The 24,859-nt window shown below is 35.4% G+C and carries 21 protein-coding genes, 1 tRNA gene and 1 other RNA gene; 5 read left to right on the top strand and 18 right to left on the bottom strand.

Features of this window, described 5'->3' with window-relative positions:
• Window positions 1-71: 71 nt before the first annotated feature.
• From RSC39_RS04160 to ccpA, 4 genes are all read right to left on the bottom strand, one after another.
• Window positions 72-2,402: an endonuclease MutS2 gene (locus RSC39_RS04160; protein ID WP_043735416.1), complete on the bottom strand. Its 2,331-nt coding sequence runs from the start codon at window positions 2,400-2,402 to the stop codon at window positions 72-74.
• A 43-nt stretch (window positions 2,403-2,445) separates the two neighbouring features.
• Complete coding sequence (locus RSC39_RS04155; protein WP_011834758.1) at window positions 2,446-3,006, bottom strand: CvpA family protein; 561 nt, start codon at window positions 3,004-3,006, stop codon at window positions 2,446-2,448.
• Between the two features lie 308 nt (window positions 3,007-3,314).
• Window positions 3,315-4,280 carry an NAD(P)/FAD-dependent oxidoreductase gene (locus RSC39_RS04150; RefSeq protein ID WP_332535320.1) on the bottom strand — a complete coding sequence of 322 codons (966 nt, stop codon included), beginning with the start codon at window positions 4,278-4,280 and terminating at the stop codon, window positions 3,315-3,317.
• Between the two features lie 133 nt (window positions 4,281-4,413).
• Window positions 4,414-5,412, bottom strand: coding sequence for a catabolite control protein A (gene ccpA, locus RSC39_RS04145; RefSeq protein ID WP_332535318.1), 999 nt, complete (start codon window positions 5,410-5,412; stop codon window positions 4,414-4,416).
• A gap of 213 nt (window positions 5,413-5,625) precedes the next feature.
• Here ccpA and RSC39_RS04140 point away from each other — a divergent pair, with 213 nt between their 5' ends.
• Complete coding sequence (locus tag RSC39_RS04140) at window positions 5,626-6,714, top strand: Xaa-Pro peptidase family protein (RefSeq protein ID WP_063281115.1); 1,089 nt, start codon at window positions 5,626-5,628, stop codon at window positions 6,712-6,714.
• Window positions 6,715-6,817: 103 nt separating this feature from the next.
• Here the strand turns inward: RSC39_RS04140 and RSC39_RS04135 are convergent, their stop codons facing one another.
• From RSC39_RS04135 to RSC39_RS04105, 7 genes are all read right to left on the bottom strand, one after another.
• A complete protein-coding gene (locus tag RSC39_RS04135; RefSeq protein ID WP_332535317.1) occupies window positions 6,818-8,821 on the bottom strand; it encodes a cell division site-positioning protein MapZ family protein in 2,004 nt (667 codons plus the stop codon).
• 181 nt (window positions 8,822-9,002) lie between these two features.
• On the bottom strand, window positions 9,003-10,157 hold the full coding sequence (locus tag RSC39_RS04130) for a class I SAM-dependent RNA methyltransferase (RefSeq protein WP_332535315.1): 1,155 nt from the start codon (window positions 10,155-10,157) through the stop codon (window positions 9,003-9,005).
• Window positions 10,158-10,276: 119 nt separating this feature from the next.
• Window positions 10,277-10,659: RNase P RNA component class B (gene rnpB / locus RSC39_RS04125), an RNA gene on the bottom strand.
• A gap of 133 nt (window positions 10,660-10,792) precedes the next feature.
• Window positions 10,793-11,179 carry a cell division regulator GpsB gene (gene gpsB / locus RSC39_RS04120; protein ID WP_011676557.1) on the bottom strand — a complete coding sequence of 129 codons (387 nt, stop codon included), beginning with the start codon at window positions 11,177-11,179 and terminating at the stop codon, window positions 10,793-10,795.
• A 53-nt stretch (window positions 11,180-11,232) separates the two neighbouring features.
• Window positions 11,233-12,237 carry a DNA polymerase III subunit delta gene (gene holA, locus RSC39_RS04115; protein ID WP_332535313.1) on the bottom strand — a complete coding sequence of 335 codons (1,005 nt, stop codon included), beginning with the start codon at window positions 12,235-12,237 and terminating at the stop codon, window positions 11,233-11,235.
• Window position 12,238: 1 nt separating this feature from the next.
• Window positions 12,239-12,817 carry a hypothetical protein gene (locus tag RSC39_RS04110; RefSeq protein ID WP_332535311.1) on the bottom strand — a complete coding sequence of 193 codons (579 nt, stop codon included), beginning with the start codon at window positions 12,815-12,817 and terminating at the stop codon, window positions 12,239-12,241.
• On the bottom strand, window positions 12,814-15,060 hold the full coding sequence (locus RSC39_RS04105; protein ID WP_332535309.1) for a DNA translocase FtsK: 2,247 nt from the start codon (window positions 15,058-15,060) through the stop codon (window positions 12,814-12,816). Before RSC39_RS04105 ends, RSC39_RS04110 begins: the two co-directional genes overlap by 4 nt.
• A gap of 191 nt (window positions 15,061-15,251) precedes the next feature.
• Between RSC39_RS04105 and RSC39_RS04100 the strand changes: the two genes are divergently transcribed.
• A complete protein-coding gene (locus tag RSC39_RS04100; RefSeq protein ID WP_332535307.1) occupies window positions 15,252-16,037 on the top strand; it encodes a Cof-type HAD-IIB family hydrolase in 786 nt (261 codons plus the stop codon).
• Between the two features lie 40 nt (window positions 16,038-16,077).
• Here RSC39_RS04100 and RSC39_RS04095 read toward each other — a convergent pair whose 3' ends face one another.
• The 3 genes from RSC39_RS04095 to udk all read right to left on the bottom strand — a co-directional run bounded on the left by RSC39_RS04095 (window position 16,078) and on the right by udk (window position 18,425).
• Window positions 16,078-16,470: a hypothetical protein gene (locus RSC39_RS04095; protein ID WP_332535305.1), complete on the bottom strand. Its 393-nt coding sequence runs from the start codon at window positions 16,468-16,470 to the stop codon at window positions 16,078-16,080.
• A 137-nt stretch (window positions 16,471-16,607) separates the two neighbouring features.
• A complete protein-coding gene (pta, locus tag RSC39_RS04090) occupies window positions 16,608-17,588 on the bottom strand; it encodes a phosphate acetyltransferase (RefSeq protein ID WP_063281109.1) in 981 nt (326 codons plus the stop codon).
• Between the two features lie 216 nt (window positions 17,589-17,804).
• Window positions 17,805-18,425 carry a uridine kinase gene (gene udk, locus RSC39_RS04085; protein WP_011676564.1) on the bottom strand — a complete coding sequence of 207 codons (621 nt, stop codon included), beginning with the start codon at window positions 18,423-18,425 and terminating at the stop codon, window positions 17,805-17,807.
• Between the two features lie 296 nt (window positions 18,426-18,721).
• Between udk and RSC39_RS04080 the strand changes: the two genes are divergently transcribed.
• Complete coding sequence (locus tag RSC39_RS04080) at window positions 18,722-19,708, top strand: Gfo/Idh/MocA family oxidoreductase (protein WP_332535302.1); 987 nt, start codon at window positions 18,722-18,724, stop codon at window positions 19,706-19,708.
• 47 nt (window positions 19,709-19,755) lie between these two features.
• Window positions 19,756-19,828 (top strand) — tRNA-Arg (locus RSC39_RS04075).
• Window positions 19,829-19,963: 135 nt separating this feature from the next.
• Here RSC39_RS04075 and RSC39_RS04070 read toward each other — a convergent pair.
• Complete coding sequence (locus RSC39_RS04070) at window positions 19,964-20,563, bottom strand: transglycosylase (protein ID WP_063281107.1); 600 nt, start codon at window positions 20,561-20,563, stop codon at window positions 19,964-19,966.
• Between the two features lie 670 nt (window positions 20,564-21,233).
• Between RSC39_RS04070 and menA the strand changes: the two genes are divergently transcribed.
• A complete protein-coding gene (gene menA, locus RSC39_RS04065; RefSeq protein WP_332535300.1) occupies window positions 21,234-22,193 on the top strand; it encodes a 1,4-dihydroxy-2-naphthoate polyprenyltransferase in 960 nt (319 codons plus the stop codon).
• 24 nt (window positions 22,194-22,217) lie between these two features.
• On the opposite strand, the gene RSC39_RS04060 is transcribed toward menA, so the two are convergent.
• The 3 genes from RSC39_RS04060 to RSC39_RS04050 all read right to left on the bottom strand — a co-directional run bounded on the left by RSC39_RS04060 (window position 22,218) and on the right by RSC39_RS04050 (window position 24,850).
• Entirely contained in the window at window positions 22,218-23,756 is a 1,539-nt protein-coding gene (locus tag RSC39_RS04060; protein WP_332535298.1) for a ClC family H(+)/Cl(-) exchange transporter, read from the bottom strand.
• A 168-nt stretch (window positions 23,757-23,924) separates the two neighbouring features.
• Window positions 23,925-24,158 carry a hypothetical protein gene (locus tag RSC39_RS04055; RefSeq protein WP_332535296.1) on the bottom strand — a complete coding sequence of 78 codons (234 nt, stop codon included), beginning with the start codon at window positions 24,156-24,158 and terminating at the stop codon, window positions 23,925-23,927.
• 377 nt (window positions 24,159-24,535) lie between these two features.
• A complete protein-coding gene (locus tag RSC39_RS04050) occupies window positions 24,536-24,850 on the bottom strand; it encodes a bacteriocin immunity protein (RefSeq protein ID WP_332535294.1) in 315 nt (104 codons plus the stop codon).
• Between the last annotated feature and the right edge of the window lie 9 nt (window positions 24,851-24,859).

Below are 24,859 nucleotides of genomic sequence, written 5' to 3'. Positions count from 1 at the left end.
TCTTCAGTAAGACTATTCTAGTGTAAATCACTTAAAATTTCAAGGAAATAGATTTTCAGATACTTTATTTTTTATTTCAAAATGGCAATGGTTGCTCCAGAGCCTCCAGCATTGATTGGCGCATATTCATAAGATTTGATATGACGATGTTTTTGAAGTTTTTTCTGAACCATTTCTCGAATGACACCTGTTCCAATCCCATGAACAATCGTAATTTGAATTAGATTTGCAAGTAAAGCCTGATCAATATAATTGTCCAATTCCAGTTCTGCTTCTTCATAACGCATCCCACGTAAATCTAGCTGTGCTTTGACCTTAGAAGTTACTTTTTTGCTGACATTTTTAGTTTTTGCTTGAATTTGTTCAGGAGTCTCAATGACTTCAAACTCTTCTTCACTTAAACGAGTAGTAATTGAACCCATTTGGACTGTCCAACGGCCATCTTTTTCTAAACGAATCAATTTTCCGCGCTGACCATAAGAAGTAACATTGACCTCAGCCCCTTGCTTAAGACCTCGTTGTGCCTTGGCTTTTTTCAAAACCTTGTTTTTAGAAAAATCAATGGTTGGCGCTAAGCCCTCAAGTTCTTTTCTAGCAGCGATGATTTCATGGGGCTTCAATGCCGCTTTATCATTAAGATTTTTCAAGATTTCTTGAGCCTCAAGACTCGCTTTTTTAACTACTTCTTGAGCTTCTTTTTGGGCTTTTTCTAATTCAAAGTCACGTTCGCGGTTAATTTGGTTATAAACTTTCGTCAAATCTTTATGTAAACTTTGATTTTCTCGTTCAATTTTTTTGATATTTCTTGAACTTTCAATGACTTCACGCGTTTTTTCTTCCAACTTTTCAATCATTTGATTGACATCATGTTCGCTCTCAGAGATTTGTTGGCTGGCCTCAGAGATAATTGTTTCAGGTAAGCCCAATCGTCTAGAAATCTCTAAAGCATTTGAACGTCCTGGCACACCAAGTTGCAAATGATAAGTTGGCTGCATTTTATCAATGTTAAATTCCATACTGGCATTGATGACTTGCTGAGTTTCCACACCATAAGCTTTCAGCTCTGGATAGTGGGTACTTGCCATTGTTTTAACATTTCGTTTTCGTAAATTTTCAAGAATGGCAATCGCAAGTGCTGCCCCTTCTTTCGGGTCAGTCCCTGCTCCAAGTTCATCAAACAAGACCAAACTATTTTCATCAGCCTGAGCTAAAATTTGTACAATATTCGTCATATGACTTGAGAAAGTTGACAAACTTTGTTCAATGGATTGTTCATCCCCAATATCAGCAAAAATGTCATCAAAAAGATGAATACGGCTGCCATCATCCGCTAAAATTGGCAAACCTGATTGAGCTAAAATAGTAAGTAAACCAACTGTTTTCAGGGTAATAGTTTTACCACCTGTATTCGGCCCCGTAATGACAATTGTATTGAGTGTTCTGTCAAATTTAATATCATTTGCCACAACCATTTTTGCATCAATCAAAGGATGACGAGCGGCAAACAAGATAATATCTTTATCATTTGTTAAAGCAGGCAAGCTTGCCTTATTAGCTGTCAAATAAAGATATTTTGCCCGAACAAAGTCAATATGTCCAATCAGCCAAGCATTTTGCCGAATATCAAAACTATAAGGTTTTAATTCTTCAGCAAGTTCTCTATAAATTCTTGTAATTTCTTGTCGTTCTTCAATTCGTTTTTGATTAAGCTTATTATTAAGTGAAACTACCGCATTCGGTTCAATATAAAGCGTTTGACCAGAAGCGGACATATCATGAACGACTCCGGCAATTTTATTTTTATTTTCTGCTTTTACAGGAAGAACTTGACGGTCATTTCGAATAGTGATGACATTTTCACTCAAAGATGAGAGATTTTTTGTCAGCATTTCTTGCATAATTTTACGAATTTCTGACTGATGACTCTTGATAGAGGCACGAATGTGCATCAATTCCAGACTTGCATTATCGTAAAGACTACCGGCATTATCAAAGATTTCTAATTTCTTAATCAGCCCTGATAAATCAACCAATTTTTCTAAAGTAATATTTAGTGATGGTGTTTCAACATTTTCAGCTTCGTCAAAAAAACGTTGGATATTGATTCCAAGTTGAATCACTTTTTTTATTTCAACAAATTCTTTGCCTGAAAGACTCGCTTCAAGCTCCAAGCGTCGCAGAATCTCAGTTAAATCATTTGTTTTCCCTAAATTTAACAAACCATTTTCTTGAGTCAATAAGCGAAAATCAGCAACCTCATCAAAAAGGAGCTGAATCTTATCTTTATCGGTCAAGGGGACTAAGTCAGATAATTCTTTCTGACCCTGCGCTGTCGTCAAAGCATTCATAAACTGCTCTTTGACTTTATCATATTCCAATATTTGGAGAATTTTTTTATTCATTATAGTTATATTTCAATTTATTTTTGTAGATTTGTCCCTAAACTTATCCGAGTGGATTAATATGGACAATATTTTCAATAAACAGGTTTTGCAAGATTCCTGATGAAATCGGTGTGTGTAAAACCATAAAACGTGCTAGAAAGCTAGCATCCAGCTGACTTTGTACAGTGGCAATTGGAACTAAACTAAGTGCCGTAAGTAGCATTTGTAATCCGAAATAAGTTGCTGCAAAGCCTAAAACTCCAGCAATAATCTTCCCGTTTTTTCCTAAAGGACTGAGTGCAAAATGCAAAAAGAGACCTATAAGACGAACAATAAGATAAACGACTACAAAAATTGCCAAAAAAGCTATACTCGCATAAAAGGCTTCATCCAATTGGAAAAGAAGTTTATCACTAAAAAGCAAGAGATGTGAATTTTGCGTCGCATTAGAGAAAGGAACCCAAACACTGAGTTGTTGAGCTAATTCTTTATAATTATTTGCGGCAATAAAGGCCGCAAGTAAGGTTCCTAAACTATAAATGACTTGTAATATCAAGCCTCGTGAATAACCAACCATAAAAGCCCAAATCAAGGCCACTAAAATAATCAAATTTAATATCATAAAAATTCCTAATTTATTTTTTCTTACCTTTTTCAAGGAAACCTAGCAGACCAAACTAATTTACACAAATAAACCTAAGCTTTAGTCACATTTTCTTTCTCTATTATACCATAGCCTGTAAGACGAAACAATCTTATATCGTACTCCATAGACTATGCCAGCAAAACGAGAATCTCAGTCTCTTATTGAGAGACTAATGAGGTAACAAGGAAGTTCGCATAAGAACTTCCAAATAACCACGGACAAGCGAGTATTATACTGAATATCATAAAAACGTATCCCTTGGAATACGTTTTTTATATTAAAAATTAAAAAATAGATGACGAATGTCCCCCTCTGAGTGGGTGATCAAATTCAAGATTTTTCGTCATGGCATTAATTGCATGTACCGCCTCACCAAAACCGACAGACATTAAAGGCATTTTCCCAGCATAATCACTTGCATCTCCCGCAACATAAAGTCCTTCAATATTAGATTGCATCATTGAATCGGCCTTAACACGACCATTACGACTGACCTCTAAGTTTTCAGCTAGGCTCACCTGATTCGTTAAAAAACCATAATTAACTAAGATTTTATCAATGGAAAAATTCAAATTTTCTTCAGCCTTCACTTTTTTTAGTTCTAAATCATTCTCATTAAAATTTGAAAAAGTATAAGGGGTGTGAACTTGAATACCAGAGTTCATCACTCGATCAACTGTCATTTCATGGCCACGAAAGGCAGTTCTTCTGTGAACCAAATGAACTTCTTTAGCCACTTTTTCTAGCATTAATGACCAGTCTAAAGCTGAATCTCCCCCACCAAAGACAGCAACATTTTTCCCTTCAAATTCTTTTAGTGAAGTGATAAAGTAAGAAATTTTTCCTTCATTTGCTAAGTTTTCTTCATTATCAATTCCTAATTTTCGAGGCTTTAAAAGTCCTGCTCCGGTTGTTAGTAATACTGCTTTGGCTTTTCTATTTGATTTATCGGTAATTACAGAAAAAATTCCATCTTCTTTTTCAATTTTTTGAACGCTCTCTCCAAGAAAAAGGCGATGAGAAATTTGTGCCAATTGTTCTAAAAGATTTTTCGTTAAATCAGCTCCAGTCACAGCGGGTAAACCAGCGATATCATAGATTAATTTTTCAGGGTAGAGATTTTGTGGCTGACCGCCTGCAACTTGCGCTGATTCAATTATTGCAACCGATAAACCACGCATTCCTGCATAAAAAGCCGCATAAAGACCAACAGGACCAGCTCCAACAATAATTAAATCTAACTCTTGCATATCAAACTCCTTGAAACCTTATCGATTTTAAGATAAAGTCATTTTCTATTGTCTATCTATTATTGCGACTTTTCTTGTAAATGTCAAATACTTTTTACTTTAAATAAAAAAAGCCCCTAATTGGGCTTAATTTTTATTTAGTTGAGCGACGAGAAATGATTTCATGGTCCAAGACTAATTGGTTTTGCTCAACATCTTCTTTAAGCATTAATTTTGTCAAAAGACGCATTGCTACAGCCCCTAAATCATAAAGCGGTTGATTAACAGAAGTTAATGTTGGATAAGTATATTGAGTAATTGGTGAGTTTGCACCAGAAATGATTTCAAATTCTTCAGGAACTTTAACTCCTTTATCCATCATCGCAGACAAGAGACCAACGGCTACCGTATCATGTGAAACAACTGCAGAGGTTGCTCCTCTTTCAAGTAAGCGTTCAGCAAGTGATTTGCCTTGTTCGTAGCTATAATTACCTTCAAAAACAAGATTTTCATCAAACTCAATTTTTGCTTCAAGTAAAGCTTCTTGATAACCAACCATACGTTCAGTGTTTTCAACATCTTTCAATGAACCCATGATGTAAGCAATTTTCTTATTTCCATTTTCGATTAATTTAGTTGTTGATTGGTAAGCAGCCAAATGGTAATCAATATTAACTGATGGAATTTCTTTATCCCCATCAATTGTTCCTACTAAAACAACAGGTGTTCTTGAATTTTTAAGGGAAGTTCTAATTTTTTCATCTAATGATGAACCCATATAAACAATTCCGTCTACTTGTTTTGACAAGAAAGTTTCTAAAACTTTTTCTTCTTTTTCAACATCATTATCACTATTAGCTAAAATCATGTTGTATTTATACATGGAAGCGATATCATCAACTCCGCGGGTAATAGCTGCGAAGTATGTTGAAGTGATGGTTGGCAAGATAACACCGACCGTTGTTGTTCGTTTACTTGCAAGTCCACGTGCCACAGCGTTAGGACGATAGTCAAGCTCAGCAATAGCTTCTAAAACCTTCTGGCGCGTCTTTTCCTTCACATTTGCATTTCCATTTACAACGCGACTAACGGTTGCCATTGAGACTCCGGCGACACGTGCCACATCATAAATTGTTGTTGTTGATTCTACCATATTTGGCTATCCTCTTTCTTTTCTTTTTATTCATAGTATTTATGAAAACCATTTTCATTTACAAATTATATCATGAACTGTAAACCTTTTCAACCTTCAAGTGTGTTTTTTTACGTGATTTTTCAATAAAAATAGCGTAGAATGGATATATAATGTTTTTTATTTTCAGGAGAATTTAGAAAACTTATTTTCATTAATATTGGAGGAACCATTTTGAGCAAAATTGAACGTATTTCAGCCTTTCTGAATGATAAAGAAGTCGATATGACTTTCATCACTAATCCGACAACTCTAAATTATCTAACAGGGCTAGCAATTGATCCCCATGAACGAATTGCTGGTTTGATGATTTTCAGAGATTCTAACCCTATGTTATTCACCCCTGCCTTGGAAGTTGAAAAAGCTAAAGAACATACAAGTGGCCTAGATATTTTTGGTTATGACGATTCTCAAAACCCTTGGGAAGTTGTTAAAAACCATGTAAAATCAGAAGTCAAATCAATTGCTGTTGAGTTCTCAGATATTCCTTTAGCTAAAACAGAAGGTTTAAAAGCACAATTTGGTGATATTAATTTTGTGAACTTGACTCCATTAATTGAACGGATGCGTTTGATTAAATCAGCAGATGAAATTGAAAAAATGAAAATTGCTGGGGATTTTGCTGATAAGTGTTTTGAAATTGGTTTTGCTACTGCTGCCGAACGTCATGGTGTCACTGAATCTGACATTGTCGCAAAGATTGAATACGAAATGAAACGTATGGGTGTTCCTCAAATGTCATTTGATACGTTAGTACTATCAGGTGCTCGCGCAGCAAATCCTCATGGAGGACCTGAAAATGTCGAAATTCAAGAAAATAAGCTTCTGCTCTTTGACTTGGGAGTGATGAGTGGCGGCTATGCATCTGATGCAACACGTACTATTGCTATTGGTCAACCTAATGATTTTGATGCTGAAATCCATAAGATTGTTAAAGAGGCCCAACAAGCGGCAATGGACTTCATCAAACCAGGTGTGACTGCTCAAGAAGTTGATGCGGTTGCTCGTGATTTGATTACTAAAGCAGGTTATGGTGAATACTTCAACCATCGTCTTGGGCATGGTATTGGAATGGATGTTCATGAGTATCCATCAATTGTAGCCGGAAATGACCTCGTCATTCAAGAAGGAATGTGTTTCTCTAATGAGCCTGGAATTTATATTCCTGGTAAAGTGGGCGTTCGTATTGAGGATTGCCTTTATGTAACTGATAATGGTTGTGAAAGCTTCACTCATACTGACCATGATTTATTAATCTTCTAATAAAATAAAATTAAAAACTTTCGCCAAATTTGGCGAAAGTTTTTTACTGACAAATAATTTTTCACTATAAAAAATAATCATCACAAAGATGATTATTTTTATTTTATTCACTATAATCTAAATTATCAGCATGACCAGAGCCATTACCAACAAAGAATCCTGTTTTTGCATTGATTGAGACTAAGTAACGTCCATCTGGTGCATAAAGGTTATAATATCCACTAACAATTCCTGCAGGGAAACCTTGACTACCGTTGGTTGTATGAATGGCAGTCGGAACTAAAATGTAATTATCACCTGTAATATAGCCGCGTTCACGTGCTTTATTAAGCACCATTTCTTTAATTTCAGCCCCCCATGTAAAGGCAGGATCATTGGGATTAATACCAGCTTGTGGTTGAACCCGTGCTGCTGAGACTTCTAAATTCACTCCATTAGAGCTCAAACCATTGCCGTTTGTGCTTGCATTGACATTGGCATTTGAATTTGTAGAAGACGAAGCATTCGTTGTAGAACTACTTTGATTTGTTGTACTTGATGATGAGGTTTGAGTTCCTGCTCCTTGATTCGCTTTGGCTTCTGCCGAACTTGCAGAGGCTTGGGCCGAGCTTTTTTTAACCACTTGACTTTTTGCTAAATCGATAGCCTGAGTTAACAATTTATTCAAAGTTTCATTACTCGTTTTAGGAGTTTCTGGAATTTTGACATTAGTCACTATTTTGGCAGCTGAATCAAGTTTTCCATCAGTAATTGCGGCACTTGTAAACAAGGCGTTTACTTTCTTAATGGCATTGATTTGGTCTGTAAGACTTTCTGTTTCTGATACTGCATTTGACCAAGCCATTGAATTTTTGTGACTATTAACTAAAGTTTCAAGCGCAGCTAAGTTTTCAAATTGACTATTTTTCAAAACATTATGTGATTTATCAGTAAAGAATGAATCATATTGTTTTTCAAATTTATCTAAGTCAGTCTGACTACTTTTCGTTGTTTGAACAGTTTTAGGTTTTTGATGATTATTATACTGTGCAAATCCAACCGCACCAGCTGCAATTAAAACAATAGCACATAAACCAATGATAATCGGTGTTTTTCGATTTTTACCTTTTCCATCAGTTGTTTTTTCCTCAGCTGATTCTTGAGGTTCTTCTTGGCTTTCGGATTTAGGAGCAATTTTTTCTGACGTCAAAACGGGAGCTACCTTATCAGCTGTAATCACTTTATCAGGAATATCAGCTGTATTCTCCTTAGGTTCTTGAACTAAGTCTGTAGGAGCTTCCTCTATTTTAGACGCTTCAGGTGTCTCCTTGGCTTCTTCATTTAAATCAGAATTTTTCTCTTCTTCTGGTTCTTTTGGTTCAGCTTCTGATTTTTCCACTTTTGAAGTTTCTGGAATTTCATCATCCTTCACTTCCTCCATAGGAACTTCATTTGCTGACATCATGATTGGGACAGTAACTTTTTCTTCTTCTAAAGGAAGCTCTTCTACTGGTTCATCAATTTCTTCTATTTTCTCAACTGATGGACTTTCTTTTTGCTCTGGCAATGTACTGACAGGAGCATCAACCATCACAACGGGGTCTAAGACAAGGTCATGTTTTCCAGATTTCATTTCTTCTGATTTTTTGTCAGTAACTTTCTCAACGTCTTTTTCTTCTGGTAAGTCTGATTCTGACTCAATCTTAACTTCATCAGTTTCACTTTTATTTTCTACTGCTAAAGTGCTTTCTGAGTCAGTATTTTTTTCAATTACTGCTTTGTCTTTTGAAGCGTCTTCTGATTCTTGTTCAAGAACTTCTGCTTTATCTGCTGATGGCTCGATATGTTCTCGCTCAGACTGAATAAATTCATCTAAATTTTTATTTTTAGCATCTTCAATTTCACCGCGATGCTGACGAATATATTTATCTAAAACAGATTCATTTTCTTCATTTTCTTTGTCAACTCGTTTTGATTCTTCGACAATTTCACCCACAGTAAAATTTTGTAAATCTTGAAGTTTCAAAGTTTTTTCGCCAATTTGTTGCTCAGGTTTTTGGTTGTTTTTATTCTTATTAGTATTGTTATTTTTGTTTTTATTTTTGTTTTTTTTATTTTTGTTTGACATTTTTCCTCCGAATAAGATTCCCACTATTCCAATAAAATGGTGAATCAGACAACGAGAGTTGCTCAAACTCGTCTGAATCAATTTATTGACAAACTTCTGTCAGTAAATTAATTTCACTGACAGTTATCATAAACAAAATAGCAAGATGCTAGTTCACACGATAATATCTGTCAGTAAAAAATTATTTCATCCGTTTTCCGAAATACATATACAAATCTGTTCTTAGTGTTCCGTTATAAAGTTTGCGTTTTTTAGTTGCTTTTGCACCATAGTGTTTTTCAAAAGCGACATCACTCGTCAAAATGTATTTACTCCAAGTTTCAAGTGGTGCAAAGGTTTTACCCATTTCACCATAAAGAGCCGCTACAGCCTCTTCATCTTCCAAACGCACCCCGTAAGGTGGGTTAGAAACTAAGACACCATCAAGCTTATCTGTTCTAAAATCTTGAAGTCGCATTTGCTTATATTTTATCACATCTGAAAGGCCTGCCGCAAGTGCATTGTGCTTCGCGATTTCAATCATTTTTCCATCAATATCAAAACCTTGAATATCTAATTTTAAATCTGTCCGAACTTGTTTTTGAGCCAAAGCTTTTTCTTGTTTCAAAATTTCTTCATCAAACCAAGGCCATGCCGTAAAAGCAAAAGGACGATTCATTCCTGGAGCCATGTTCAAAGCCAACATTGCAGCTTCAATTGTGAATGTTCCGGACCCACAAGTTGGGTCAACAAAGGCACGACTTGGATTTGCTAACCAATTAGTTAGTAAAATAATTGAAGCAGCCATGTTTTCTTTTAAAGGGGCTTCTCCTTTTTCTGAACGGTAACCGCGTTTGAAAAGCGAGTCACCAGTCGTATCAATCAGTACAGTTGCCATATCCTTGTGCAAGGCAATTTCGATAGAAAATTTTGCCCCATTTTCCGGAATGGGTACTCCTTCAGGACGATGATATGTCGTTTGTAATTTTTTTACAATAGCTTTTTTTGTAATACTTTGAATTGACGGTTCATTATGTAAAGTTGACTTCACAGATTTTGCTTTACTGACAGGAAATTGACAGCCAAATGGAATGAGCTCATCCCAAGGTAAGTCATAAACATTTTCAAACAATTCCTCAAATGTTCTAGCTTTAAATTCACCCACAACGATTTTAACACGGTCAGCAGTTCTTAACCACAGGTTAGCTTTAGCAATTTCCGCCAAATCTCCTTCAAAGAAAACTCGTGAACGGTCATCAATTGAAACATTTTCAATTTCAAGATTACGAAGTTCGCGAGCAACTAGACTCTCCAAACCACTTGAAGACGTGGCCAATAATTTGAATTTCTTTTGCATTTTTTAATCTTTCCAATCTCTGTATTATTCTTACAGACTGAGATACTATTCTATTTCACGTTACCAATTATTTATCAAAAAAAGCCGAGGCTAAAAGCCCCAGCCTGTGTCATACAGTTTTCTATAAGCCATGTTTTGTTCCAGTTCAATCCATATCAATGAATCTCCCCTTCGATAATCATCTGTCTGCCAAAATTCTTAATTTCAGCCTCGACCACGCCTTCATTTGGGCTAGTCAAGTGCCCCGACCATAAGTTTGGGTTGCTCGCTTGAGGGGTTTACCACGTTCCATTCTTAGCGTTTCCACTAAGACTCGTCTCTATGGCACTTTTACAGGCTACTCACGCATATCAAAAGACTTAGCGTTTTGGCCAGCCGTTAGGCATGACGCTCCTACCTAGGTTTATTGTTTGACCTAGCACAATCACTGCGTGCATCTCAGCAACGCGCGAGCATGGACTTTCCTCACGATTCACAAAGAATCGCGCGATTATCCGAAAACTGTTATTTCAAAAATTAAGCAGAACTATAAAGCTCTTTTTCAAAATCCTTGACTTCACGAATCTGTGAAGCTTGCTATTTCCCTTATTTCTAAGTCCACAGCAAAACATAAAACACTTTAAATTTTATATTTTTTAGTTGTTTTCACTAGCGATGCCATTAGGGCCAAAAACAGCTTGTTCTAAACGATTGATTCGTTTGAGTAAATCAAAATTACTTGGATTACGCATTTCCACTTTTGGTTTACTTGAACGTGCTTGAAGAACTTGGCTTGGATCAAAGCGTTGTGTATCATCAAGATTTGCTTGATTTGGTTTAGAAACTTGCATTTCCAATTCAGCAATCTTTTTCTTCAAAAACTCATTTTCTTCTTGGAGACGCAATGTTTCTGTCTGATAAGTTTCATAATCAGCAATAACGTCATCAAGGAGTTCATCGACTTCTTCTTTATCGTAACCACGCATCTTTGTAGAGAAGTCTGCTTCATAGATATCTTTAGGCGTAAATTTAAATGTCGGCATTTTTACCTCTTCATCATCATTATAAAATGTCCATTATTTATGATAACAGATTTTCAGTTTTTTTTCAAGGTCAACTTGATTAATAGGATATCAAAAAGATAAGCTTTATCAGCTGCACTCGTTTTTATCGCAAAATCGAGTTGAATTAAATCAGCAAGTCCTTTTTTTAAAGAACTCACTTGCAATCTTCGGACCAATTGATTAGCCAATTTCACTGGATAAGGGTGCATCTTCAGATATGAAACCTGTTGATTTTCTTGCCAACCCTTTTCTTGAAAAAGTTTGACTTGCAAATACAGTCGATAAGAATTAGTCAAAATCGCTAAAATTTTAATTAAATCTTCTCCTTGTAAAGTTAAATCATGAACTAAATCACGCGCTTCATCAATTTTTCCTTTAAAAATTAAGTCAGTCAAGGCAAAGATATTATCTTGTAGTGATTTTGGAACGACTTTTTCCACATCATCTACCGTGACTTCACGCCCTAAAGCATAAGTTTGAACTAAATCAATATTTTGCTTCACTACTGAAAAACTGTCATTAGATTTGGCCGCAATTAGACTTAATACAGGCCGTGGCAGTGAAGTTTCATGACTAAAATATTGAATAAGTTCTTGTGTTTTTAATTCCTGTGCTTCAAGCAAAGTTGCTTTGGCTTTTAGTTTTTTTACAACTTTTAGACGACTGTCCAATTTTCCATAGAGTACCAACACAAGCTGGGTGGTTTCCGAAGGGTCATCTAAAAAATTTTCAAAACGCTTAAGCTGTTTTTCATCTAAAATAGTTTTTTTAGCCGTTGTTAAATTGACCAAGTTTTCCAAAATAACTAGACGAGAATCAGAAAAGAAGGGAAGGGATTCCAAGTCTTCCAAGGCTAAATCGCTATTATTGGGCGTTAAGTCATAGTAGGATTGACTTAAATCTGTCGGTTCAAAATTTACAAAAGTCAATAACTGGCTTTTTAATTCTTGAACCATTTCTTTTGAATCACCAAAAATTACTAAAATTTGAGGGAGCCCTTTTCTTTTGACTTCGTTAAATTCATCAAATACAGTCATATTAATTCCTCAACAACATTATTAAAGCAAGTCCCACTAAAACAATAGCAGCAATCACTAAAACAAAGATTAAACAGCCCATTTGTGCCATTTTGCCAAAACTTGATTTGGCATTTTTGACCACGTCACCTTCTGGAACAGCAATTCGTTCTTCCATAGATTTATATTTTTCACTGGGGTCAAAAATAGCATAACCACCACCGATAAATCCCTCATCTTCAGTCATTCGATTTCCGTATAAAGCATCACTCCAAGTAATATTACGATAACCATTCACACCAGGAATAAATTTTTGTGAAGCAGTGATATTTTTATCTTTGCCCAACTCTTCATAGAGTTTTCTTACTGGAGTTTTCATTCCTCCTTTGATGATTTCATCATTGGCCGGACGGTCCCAAAATTCCAATCGCATATAAAGTTGCCCTAAGATTTGCAAAATCGGCTCATTACGCTCGTCTAAAACAATCGCATCAGCCAATACATTTTTTTCTTTTTTAGAAAGCTCTTTTTTTTGCAGGTCCTCGCGCAAAATTTCATAGATTTCTAAAATAAATTGCTGATAATTTACTTCTTCACTCACTCATCTTCTCCAATAAATTCTCCATCTGGACTTACAAGGACCTTTCGAGGAGTTGTTCCCTTAGCAGGCCCAACAATTCCTTGAGCTTCTAGCTCATTCATCAAATCAGAAGCACGATTAAAACCAACCTTTAGCGCACGTTGTAATTGAGCCGTTGAAGCTTTTTGAGCAATAATAACCATGTTTCTTGCCTCTTCAAACAACGGGTCTCCTGATCCTGTATTTGAAGCCCCAGTTCCCACTTGGTTCTCATCCACTTCCCCAGGGTCAAAGCTTTCATCATATTGTGCCTCTGATTGATCTTTAATAAAGGTCACAACAGCTTCCACATCATCATCTGACAAGAAAGCTCCTTGCAAACGAACTGGGTGGTTTTCATCAATTGGTTTAAAAAGCATATCTCCGCGACCAAGTAATTTTTCCGCACCATTTGTATCTAAAATTGTTCGTGAATCTGTTCCAGAGGAAACCGCAAAAGCAATTCGTGAAGGAACATTTGCTTTAATTAATCCGGAAATAACGTCAACAGATGGACGTTGGGTAGCCAAAATCATGTGAATCCCTGCCGCCCGTGCTTTTTGACCGAGTCGAATGATGGCATCTTCCACTTCTTTACTTGCAACCATCATCAAATCGGCTAACTCATCAACAATAACGACAATCAAAGGAAGTTCAAGCATTTTTTCATCTGATTCCGCATTGTATTTTTGAACTTTCTCATTGTAACCAGCAATATTTCTGACACCATAACGGCTGAAAAGTTCATAACGTTCTTCCATTTGGTCAACAACTTTTTGAAGCGCTCTGGAAGCTTTGCGAGGATTGGTTACCACTGGAATCAATAGATGAGGTATATCATTATAAACAGATAATTCAACCATTTTAGGGTCAACCATCAAGAATTTGACTTGACTAGGCAAAGCCTTCATCAAAATTGAAGTAATAATTCCATTAACTGCAACTGATTTACCAGAACCGGTCGATCCTGCAACCAATAAATGGGGCATTCTAGTTAAATCAAAAGTTCGAATTCCACCATCTAAAGACTTACCAAGCGGAATTTCAAGGAGTTTACTAGGATTAGTTTTACCTGCTTCCCACATTTCACGAAAGCCAACCATTGCAACTTCAGCATTTGGAATTTCGACACCGACTAAAGATTTACCAGGAATTGGCGCTTCAATCCGAATATCTTTTGCTGCTAAAGCAAGGGCTAAGTCATCTGACAAATTAACCACACGAGAAACTTTTGTGCCGGTTGCTAATTTGATTTCATATTTGGTAATTGATGGACCAACAACTGCTGATTCAACATTGGCACCTATTCCAAAAGATTTGAATGTTTCTTCTAAAATCCCAATATTCTTGCGGACATTTTCCCGTTCACCTGATTGATTTTTGACAGGGACTTCGGCTAATAAATCAATGGTTGGTAGTTTATAATTTCCATTGTAATTATTAGTATTCATGAAATTCACTGGTTCATCATCGACTGGATTTTCATTTTCTTCAAAAGGCGCTTCTGGAATATTGATTGGAATTTCCACAGGTGCTGAGGTAAATAATGAGTTTTCGGCTTCAGGCAAAATAGTTTGTGGCTCCGGTATTTCTTTTTCTTCTTCCAGTTTTTTAAGAGCTTTGACGGCTTTTTTAGCTTCTACTTTTTCTGCACGTTTTTCTTTCCATTTTGCTAAACGCTGATGCAAATCTTCACGCATTTTAGGAAAGAGCCCTGGAATCATGAGATAAATGGCAACAAGCCAGAGAACAGCGGCAATAATATAAACCCCGATTACTGAAAACAAGGCTTTGGCGGGTTCAGTAATGATTGCTCCGATAAGTCCTGAACCAACAAAATGAATCACTCGACCGGCTGTTAAATCAGACCAAATAAGATGGAAAGTTTCATTAAGTCCCTGATGAAGTCGAATTTGAAAGACAAACATTAATCCAATAAAAGTTAAAATAATAGCTGGAATAATTCTTTTATTTTCTTTCAAAAATTGCTTACGAAAAACTGATAGAATCATTATTGCTGCCACTAAGAGAAGAAAAATAATGGCAAGTGAACCAATAAACAGGCGAACAATATTATAAAGTAAGATTCCAACAATTCCTAAGCGAGCAAGGGCAAATAAGATTAAAAGAAGCCCAACAAAAAAAGCAATCATTTTCCTTGTTGCGGCTTTTTTCTGTAGTTCTTTTTTGGTATTTCTTCTAGTTGTTTTTTTCTTTGCAGGCATTTTTTTACTTTCACTAAGAGTTTGAGATTACTGACAGACTTGTCAGTCAAATTATTATTTTTAAATGATTTATTTTGAATATTCGTTTTGTGCAAATTCTAATGACAGTCTTGTCAGTATTTTGAATCATTTAATTAAAATGATGGATAATTCCACTTACAATTATATCATAAATTTGATACAATAATTTTATGGAAAATATCAATGATTATAAGGCTTTGGCCTTCTTCGATTTAGACGGAACTTTGCTTAACAGTCAAAGTAAACTTGACCAAGAAGTCATTGAAGGAATTCACCGCATTCGTGAAAATGGTGTCTTGCCTTTTATTGCCACTGGTCGTGGTCACTTTGAACTGGATGAAATTATGGCTACAACAGGAATTACTGGAGCTGTTGCTATGAATGGTCAGTACATTGTTTTAGAAGGTGAAACAATCTATAAGGAAGAAATTCCAACGGCAAGTGTTGAAAAATTACTAGATGCCGCACAACCCCATTCAGAAGCCCTTTCTTTTTACGATAGCCAAGGTTATTGGGTGAGCGAACTCACTGATTTAGCTAAAAGAGCCTATTCTTACACCCACATGCCAATGCCTCTAGTAGATGCTAGACGTTATCTTTCCCAAGAAGTCAACATGCTTTTGGTTTTAACGAATCAGCTCAGTCAGGTTGAGTATTATAAAGAACAAGTGCCTGAACTCAACTTTTTCATGAATTCTCCTAGTTCAATTGATGTGACAAATAGCACAACTAATAAAGGCACGGGGATTAATCATGTCAAAGAAGTCTTGAATTTCACTGGCCAAACCTTTGCTTTTGGCGATGGGCGTAATGACCTTGATTTATTCAAAGCTGCTGACCACAAAACGGCAATGGGAAATTCAGTGCCAGAACTAAAAGAACTAGCAGACTTCATCACTACTGAAAATACAAATCATGGAATCATCAATGCGTTCAACCATTGGGGAATCTTATAATAATAAAAAGTGACTGACAAAATATCTGTCAGTAACTTTTTTATTTATTTTCGAGTACTTCTCGTCTTCGATAGACAAAAGCTAGAATGAAACAAATGGCAACTGGTAAAGTTAAAATTAAACCTGCTCCATTAAAAACTGAGGCGAGTCCGTAAAAAATTCCAACGACTAAGAAATAAATTCCCCAACCTTTTTCTTTATTCAACCTAGCAAAAGCTATCCAATTAAGTACAAGCAAAGCGATTAAAATTAGTCCCGCAATCATTGCTGCTGTAGATAATAAATTTTTATCAAATCCAGCCTCTTGAAGTTCTGTCATAATTTCTGAACCAGTTTGCATGGAAATAATCATCCAAAAACTAAGGAGTCCCAGCAGAACAAGAATTGTAAAAATGATTGACCCAATAAGAGCAAATATTTTTGATTTAGTCATTTTTTCTCATTTCCTTTTTTATTTTTTAATTATAACATTTTTAGGGCAACAAAAAAAATCCGCCTCAAAGAGCGGATTCCTAAAAATCTTGTCAGTAATAATTTAATTTTTAAATTTACTGACAGAATTTCAATCTATTATTTTAAAGCTTGAGCAGCTGTGATGATTGCAAGTTTATAAACATCTTCTTCGTTACAACCGCGTGAAAGGTCAGAAACAGGCGCATTCAATCCTTGTAAGATTGGGCCAATGGCTTCAAAATTACCTAGACGTTGCGCAATTTTGTATCCAATATTCCCTGATTGAATGTCTGGGAAGATAAAGACGTTTGCATGACCAGCAACTTCTGATTCAGGTGCTTTTTGACGTGCAACAGCTGGGACAAAGGCAGCATCAAATTGAAGTTCCCCATCAATTTCAACTTCAGGGTGACCTTCTTTAACTAGTGTTGTTGCTTCAACCACTTTATCCACATCTTCTGATTTACCAGAACCTTTAGTTGAGAATGAAAGCATCGCAATTTTAGGGTCAATATCAAAGAGTCTTGCAGTTTCGGCTGAGGCTACGGCGATATCAGCAAGTGTTGGAGCATCAGGTTTGATGTTAATTGCACAGTCACCAAAAATATATTTTTCATTGTCATCACGACCACGAACCATAATAAAGGCACCAGAAACAGATTTTACTCCTGGTTTTGTTTTAATGATTTGGAGAGCCGGACGGACAGTATCAGCAGTTGAATGAATTGCACCAGAAACCATTCCGTCAGCAATTCCCATATAAACAAGCATTGTTCCAAAGTAATTTGGGTCTTTCAAAATTTCTTTTGCTTGTTCTTCTGTAACTTTACCCTTGCGACGTTCAACAAATGTTTCTGTCATTGTTTCAAAACGTCCACAATTTTCTGGGTCGTAAATCTCAAAGCCCTCTGGGTTAATTCCACGTGAAATCAATGTTTCAGTGACTTCTTTGACATTTCCAATAAAGACAGGTGTAATCAATCCATCGGCATTAAGACGATTTGCAGCACCTAAAATACGTGCATCAGTTCCTTCAGGAAAGACAATTTTTAAGTCTTTTCCACTAATCTTTTGTTTCAGTGATTCAAAAAGTTCCATTTTAACAATATCCCTCGGTTACAAGTTTCTCATAACCCACCGCTTTAAGTTGCGGATTTCCTTTCTGCAATTGTTACGAATTAAGTATACCATACTTTCACAAAAAAAGTAAGCATTACCATTATTGCTATTTAAGGACAAGAAGCGCTTTTATTTCACTAATTTTTCACGATATTCACTAAATAAAAATTAAAAACTGTCAGCAGACAGTTTTTTTTAGTCATTTAGAATACTAGCAATTTTTGTCGTTATAATATCGACCCCAACTGTATTAGAAACACCTTCAGGTATAATGACGTCAGCATATCTCTTAGTAGGTTCAATAAACTGATGGTACATGGGTTTGACAGCTTCTAGATATTGTGTAATTACTGAGTCTAGAGTTCTTCCTCTTTCCTCAATATCTCGGCGAATTCGACGAATGATACGCACATCATCATCAGTATCCACAAAAATTTTGATATCCATTAAGTCACGCAAACGCTCGTCTTCTAAAACCAAAATTCCTTCAACAATCAAAACATCAACAGGCTCTTGGCGGTAAGTTTCTTGAGAGCGAGTATGCTTAGCATAATCGTAAATCGGGATGTCAACCGCACGTCCGTATTGAAGCTCTTTTAATTGAGCAATTAAATAATCTGTATCAAAGGCTAAGGGATGATCATAGTTCGTTTTTGTTCGTTCTTCAAAAGTCAAATGCGATTGGTCTTTATAGTAGCTATCGTGCTCAATCATCGCAATTCTTTCATTTGAAAAAGTTTCTAAAATAGCATGTGAAACACTTGTCTTTCCACTTGCCGAACCGCCAGTGACACCAATAATCAACGTTTTCTTCAAAATCAAATCTCCAAATTTTCTTCTATATATTCTACCACAATTTTTGGGCTTTTTGTCATCAACTGACAATTTTTTATTTTTTAAGCGTTCACATCAAAAACTCTTAATTTTACTGACAAAAGCTCTTAATAAGTGACATAGAATCTTTTGAATTCTTATTTTTATAATTTATTTACTTAAAATTCAATAGTAGAGCAATGACCTTTAAGAAAAAATTTGATATAATAGAACAAGATTTTAACAGAAATTTAGAATCTTCTAACGAAGATTTCTGTCCACCTATAAAGGAGAATTTGATGCTAAAACTTGGAGTAATTGGAACGAGCTGGATTGCTCGCTCATTTATTGATGCCGCACATATGACTGAAAAATTTCAGTTTTCTGCCGTTTATTCACGTCGTCTTGAATCCGCTGAGCAGTTTTCTACCGATTTTGAAGCAATTGAGAAATTCGATAATCTTGCTGATTTTTTCAATGCTCCACTTGATGTCATCTACATTGCTAGTCCAAACGCTCTTCACTTTGAACAAGCAAAAGCCGCAATTCTAGCTGGCCATAATGTTATTGTTGAAAAACCAGCTTTCTCAAATCCTACTGAATTGACAGAAATTATTGGGCTTGCAAAAGCAAATAATGTCTTCTTCTTTGAAGCTGCTCGTAATATTCATGAACATTCATTTTCCATCATCAAAAATTTTCTTGCTGACAAAACAATCAAAGGGGCCGATTTTACTTATTCAAAATATTCGTCAAAAATGGCTCCCCTCTTAAAAGGTGAACTTCCAAATAAATTCAATCCTAAATTTTCAGGTGGACTTTTAGCTGACCTTGGTGTTTATCTCTTGTACGCTGCAATTTTCTGGTTTGGAAAACCCCAAAAAGCAACTTATGACGCCGTTATACTTCCTTCTGGAGTAGACTTAGCAGGTGTCGGTATTCTTGACTATGAAGATTATAAAGTTTCCATCAAATGTGCTGGAAACGTAAATAGCTATCTTCCTAGTGAAATCTATACAACGGATGGAACTTTGATTTTGGATGGCGTTAATGCGATTACTTCAGCCAAATTCATTGCTATGGATGGCTCAGAATCTACAATTGACATTGAAGCCCCAAAACATTCCCTTTATGATGAAGCTCTAGATTTTGCACATATTTTAGAAAACAAAGATTTTGCTGCAAGCTATGAACTGCATCAATTTGCCAATGAAGTTTCTGAAACCTCATATCAAATGCGTCAAAGTGCTGGCATCGTTTTTGATGCTGACAATAAATACCTTTAAAAGTTACTGACAGAAATATTTTGTAAGTCTGTCAGTAACTTATCTCTGGTCTCTTAGTTAAATTGGATATAACTACCGCCTCCTAAGCGGTGATTGCCAGTTCGATTCTGGCAGGGGCCATCTAAATAAAAAAGAACACCAAATCTGGTGTTCTTTTTTATACTCAATCGATTACCAATTAACTTGACAATGATTGTTATGAGCCGCTAAGTTTGATTTATTGTTCAAATATTAAAAGACGAATTTTATCAATGCTTAGTTATAAACTACCCAACTACCTGCTGGAAGTTTGCTTGCCATTGCAATTTGTTCAGCCAGAGTCATACCTGCGTATTCACCATGACCCAATAATTGGAAGGCACCGTAAGCACCTGAACTTGAATTCACACTATCAGCCATCCCATTTGATTCATGAGTGATGATATAAGCCCATTCACTAGCAGAATAGCCCGCTGCATTAGCTGTATTCGATGCCATATAATTAGCAAGAGCTTGGATGTCAATTTGTCCAGAAGTTTGGCTCATATTAAGCCCACCAGAAACACTTTCTGCTGCTTGAGCAGGTGCAGCTGATGTAACTTTAGTAGGTTGTTCTTCAGCAGTCTTAGCAGTAGCAGAAACTTGTGTTGTTGTTCCTGTCAGAATGTTATTAACTTCTGTTTGGATTGCTTTTGCATCAAAACCTTTTGTTTTAAGGTTAGTGACACGAGCGTCTCCATTACCGTAATTTCCGTTAATAACTTCTATAGCAACTTCATGAGTTGATTTAGGTGTATCCGCATGAGCGATTCCGCCCCCAATAAACATGAATGATGCAACTAATCCAGTTGAAATAGCAACTTTACTTAATTTCATTTAGACCTTTCGATTTCGCCACTAAGAACATTCCATAGGACTTGATCAGCCCAGTCTATCTTCTATCATCATGGTTACTTCCCATACACATCATAAAGTCCGAACGCTTGTGTAGGATTACCGTAAGCAGTTTAACGTCATTGCACGCTATGGACGTTTTACGATTCATTTCTTGCAAACTAATTGATCAATTTAATTTGTAAGTTAAAAAACTATTTAATATCAGCAATAGAGTTTATCTACCACTCATGAGGCACAATTATATTATCCATTACTTAATCGAACCTTAAAAAAGTCCCTAAGAATTCCTCACAAACACCATTACAAAGCACTTTCATTCAAATGTAATTCTAATGATGTATTATCTTTAATACGTTTTTAAATATTTTCAAAGCGTTTTCACTCTCCCCATAAATAATTTTATATTTAATTTATCACCGAAAACATTTCAAAGCTCCTCTTTTGTTCTTCATTGATTCTTAGCCTATAATCAGTTATAATTACAATAGAAATGAAAGCACTTCAGTCAAATCGTAAACTTCTGTCCACAATAACACTTAAACTTTTTTAATATTATTAAAATGCAGAAACTTTTTTTCTCAAAAAACAAATAAATAAAAGCCGTAAAATAACGGCTATTTTTATTAAAAATATATTTTCAGGAGTTTTTATGTCTCTCAAATCATTTTTAGAGCTCGTCGAAATCAAAACAAAAATTGCGAGTATTTTTCCTTATCTCATTGGTATTCTTTTTAGTATAAGCTATTTTAAAATCCTAAATCTAGGACTTTCGCTCTTATTTTTGGTGGCTATGCTGCTTTTTGATATGACCGTAACTGCTATTAACAATTATCAGGATTACAAAAAGGCCAAAGATGAAAATTATAAAAAACAAGAAAACATCATCGGTCAAGCTAACCTTTCAACTAAACTTGTTGCCTTTATAATCCTTTTGATGTTAGCTCTGAGTCTGATTCTTGGATTCTCCCTCGCTTATTTTGTAGGTTGGCTCTTCTTTTTACTTGGTGGAATTGTCTTCTTCATTGGTGTCTTTTATACTTATGGGCCCATTCCGCTTTCTCGAATGCCACTAGGAGAAATCTTTTCCGGTGGTACAATGGGCTTTGGAATTTTTGCAATGGTCATTTTAATTAATACTTCTCAAGACCCAATTTTTAGTCTCAATCTTGATTTTACAAATAATACTTTTAGCTTAAACGGCAGTATTTTTGCTGCTATTGCTATGATTATTGCCAGCTTACCTCTTATTTTTACCATTGCTAACATCATGCTCGCCAACAATTTACGTGATTTAGATACAGATATTAAGAATCACCGTTATACATTGGTTTATTATATTGGTCGCCCTTATGGCATTAAACTTTTCCAAATTTTGATGTATGCTTCTTATCTTGCTATTATCCTAGGCTTTTTATTTAGAATTTTTGAATGGCCAACTTTGCTTAGTTTGCTTACCTTCCCTATCATTAGAAAAAATCTAAAAGCGCACGAGCATCAAGTGCCAAGTCCGCGAAGTTTTGTTTACTCCTTAAGAAACATGGTCTTATTTAATAGCGCCTATGCCTTTAGTCTACTTCTCTCAATCATTTGGCAATATTTAACAAAATAAAAAAAGTGATATCTATCACTTTTTTTATTTTTCATTCAGAACCAGACGAAGCTGCTCACGAGCAAGCACCTCATCTTCCCTTTTAATCAAAAATGTTAGATAATCTCCAGCCTGTAACTCGGTATCTCCATGTGGAATAATATCTTTTCCCGAACGATGTACTGACACAAGTAAACAGCCTTCTGGTAAATTAATCTCTGATAATTTCTTGCGGTCAGCAATTGAATCAAATTGAACAATTGTTTCAAACATCATCTGTTTATCAGAATCATCAATCTCTATTTCTTTTTCTTTCAACATTTTTTCTAGCAATGAATCATAAATCGGTTCTGCTTTTAATAAATCTGCTACAACGTATGCAATCAATGAAACAAATGCCAAAGGAAGCAAATGATCAAATGACCCTGTCATTTCCACTAAGAGCAAAATCCCAGTCATTGGCGCTCGCACGATAGCAGTAAAGGTTCCTGCCATTGCCAAAATCACTAGATTGGCAAATAAATGACTCGGTAGATGAAAAACTGAAATCACAATTGTAGCAAAGACAGCACCCAGACTTGCTCCTAAAACTAATAATGGGAAGAAAATTCCGCCAGGAACACCTGAAGCATAAGAAATCATTGAAATAAGATACTTTCCAATGAGGACTAGACAAAGAAAACCAAGACCCATGCCCAAACTAAAAGAATCCATTAAGTGATGGCCACTTCCAATTATACTTGGAAAAACTAAGCCTGTCACTCCGACGATTAAAAGCGTCATTAAAACGCGTAAGAAAGGACTTTTAATTTTCTTCATCAAACTTTGGCTTGTTAAAAGGGTCCAATTATAAAAAGCACCAAAGAACCCTAAAATAATTCCTAAAATAATAAGCAACCAATAATTTGACAGGTCAATAGAACCAACAATTTGAAAATGAAAAACTGGGCCACTCCCAAACATTAATCGTGCAACCATATCAGCAACCATTGCTGAGGTCATACAAGTGAGTAAAATCAAAGGAGAGAAATATTTAAAGACTTCTTCCAGAGTGAACATCACACCTGACAATGGCGCATTGAAAGCCGCAGACAAACCAGCAGATGCCCCAGAGGCAATTAGAATCCTTTTATGGCGTTCGGTTTCGGCCAATCGACTAGAAACCATTTGACCCATTGAAGCTCCAAGTTGAACCGAAGGTCCTTCACGACCAAGAGAAAGTCCCGCAAACATTGCCAAAGTTCCCGCGATAAATTTAGCAAAAGCAGTCGTAAACCAATTGTTTTTAAAATAACCCTGCAACTGACCTTTGACTTGCGGAATTCCTGAACCTGAACTCATTGGATATCTTGTCATTAAAAAACTAATAAGCAAAGCCAAAAGAACAAGACCCAAAATAAGAAGGGGAATAAAAATAAGATGTGATCTGGTAAAACTATAAATACCCAAGCCTAAATTTTCAGCTTTTTCCAAGGCCAACCGATAAAGACTGGCCAAAAAACCCGCAGTCAAGCCCACGAGTACACTTAGAAAAAGCAGATAAAGATTTTTATTTGTTGATTTTTCTATATCTTTTAATTTCATTACTACTTCCCTACTAACGCTTATTTTAATAAATTTTTAAGCAAGATTATTATACCATAAAATAGATTCCTTATGTTTTGTACTTTTAATAATATACACACCCCCTGTATAAATTTACTCAAAAAGGCACTCAATCGAGCACCTTTAATTTTTTAACTACAGATTTACTTAAAGTTTTCTATCTTTCCAAAAAAGGAATAAACCAAAGAGCATCATCAAGTAAAATGGAAGTGTCAATGCAGTAATTTCTAATGGTATTCTCACAACAAAAATAAGAATAATGAGAGAAAGAGATAAGACTAAACCTCTATACTTAAAAATTGATTTTGGAATTCGTGGCCAAACATAGATTTGTAGAAGAAATGCGATGACGATAATCGCCAGCCATAAAACTAAAAACATCACTCTACCTCCTTGTTAAGTTTAATTCTCTTTTTTTTTCATCAGAATCTCGTTTACTATCATGTATTAAATAATAGATACCTAAACCAATTAATAGAATAGAATAGAGAATAAAACTACTGGAAACAAACTACCTTTTTTTACAAAAACAAAGAAACTAAGAAGTATTACCGACGAAGCAATGATAATCAATCCTCTTTTGCTTCGGCCATAGCTGATAAAAAAAGAATCTTTATATTTTTTTCCTATTAAATAAGCCCCCCAGATTGTCAAGAGCATAACGATACTCAGCAACATTTAAAGCCTCTTTTCTAAAATAATCAGATTATACAGAGGAAATAAAATTATTCATCTGAGTTTTACTCAAATAATCTACATCACTTTCTTTTTTGTGGAAATTGAGAAATTCCTGTCAACAATGAACTTCCTTCTCCCCAAGCTATTTTTCTTTCAGCTCGAAGTTCCTTATAAAAACTCAAGACTTCTTGAGAAAGTTGAGAACTAATAACTAAGGGAAGTAAAGCATTTCTGAAATGAACTAATTCAAATTCAAAGTTTTTACTTTTTTCAATTCGTTCGCGATAATCCAATAATATTTCTTTCTCAGGTGATTTGAGTTCTGACTTATTTTTCAGAAGTTCATCAATTCGTTTTAGGATTCTTTCTTTATTTTCTTTCTCCTTTTTAAACATGTTATATTT

Origin of the sequence: Lactococcus sp. (genome assembly GCF_036648155.1) — a bacterium.
Lineage (GTDB): Bacteria > Bacillota > Bacilli > Lactobacillales > Streptococcaceae > Lactococcus > Lactococcus cremoris.
This window is presented reverse-complemented; position numbering and strand designations above follow the sequence as displayed.

Coding starts and splice junctions, on each gene's coding strand:
- RSC39_RS04070 (WP_063281107.1), bottom strand. CDS start 20,563: ATGAAATTAAGTAAAGTTGCTATTTCAACTGGATTAGTTGCATCATTC.
- RSC39_RS04150 (WP_332535320.1), bottom strand. CDS start 4,280: ATGCAAGAGTTAGATTTAATTATTGTTGGAGCTGGTCCTGTTGGTCTT.
- RSC39_RS04050 (WP_332535294.1), bottom strand. CDS start 24,850: ATGTTTAAAAAGGAGAAAGAAAATAAAGAAAGAATCCTAAAACGAATT.
- RSC39_RS04135 (WP_332535317.1), bottom strand. CDS start 8,821: ATGTCAAACAAAAATAAAAAAAACAAAAATAAAAACAAAAATAACAAT.
- menA (WP_332535300.1), top strand. CDS start 21,234: ATGTCTCTCAAATCATTTTTAGAGCTCGTCGAAATCAAAACAAAAATT.
- RSC39_RS04080 (WP_332535302.1), top strand. CDS start 18,722: ATGCTAAAACTTGGAGTAATTGGAACGAGCTGGATTGCTCGCTCATTT.
- RSC39_RS04100 (WP_332535307.1), top strand. CDS start 15,252: ATGGAAAATATCAATGATTATAAGGCTTTGGCCTTCTTCGATTTAGAC.
- holA (WP_332535313.1), bottom strand. CDS start 12,237: ATGACTGTATTTGATGAATTTAACGAAGTCAAAAGAAAAGGGCTCCCT.
- ccpA (WP_332535318.1), bottom strand. CDS start 5,412: ATGGTAGAATCAACAACAACAATTTATGATGTGGCACGTGTCGCCGGA.
- RSC39_RS04155 (WP_011834758.1), bottom strand. CDS start 3,006: ATGATATTAAATTTGATTATTTTAGTGGCCTTGATTTGGGCTTTTATG.
- pta (WP_063281109.1), bottom strand. CDS start 17,588: ATGGAACTTTTTGAATCACTGAAACAAAAGATTAGTGGAAAAGACTTA.
- RSC39_RS04055 (WP_332535296.1), bottom strand. CDS start 24,158: ATGTTTTTAGTTTTATGGCTGGCGATTATCGTCATCGCATTTCTTCTA.
- RSC39_RS04105 (WP_332535309.1), bottom strand. CDS start 15,060: ATGCCTGCAAAGAAAAAAACAACTAGAAGAAATACCAAAAAAGAACTA.
- gpsB (WP_011676557.1), bottom strand. CDS start 11,179: ATGCCGACATTTAAATTTACGCCTAAAGATATCTATGAAGCAGACTTC.
- RSC39_RS04130 (WP_332535315.1), bottom strand. CDS start 10,157: ATGCAAAAGAAATTCAAATTATTGGCCACGTCTTCAAGTGGTTTGGAG.
- RSC39_RS04160 (WP_043735416.1), bottom strand. CDS start 2,402: ATGAATAAAAAAATTCTCCAAATATTGGAATATGATAAAGTCAAAGAG.
- RSC39_RS04060 (WP_332535298.1), bottom strand. CDS start 23,756: ATGAAATTAAAAGATATAGAAAAATCAACAAATAAAAATCTTTATCTG.
- RSC39_RS04095 (WP_332535305.1), bottom strand. CDS start 16,470: ATGACTAAATCAAAAATATTTGCTCTTATTGGGTCAATCATTTTTACA.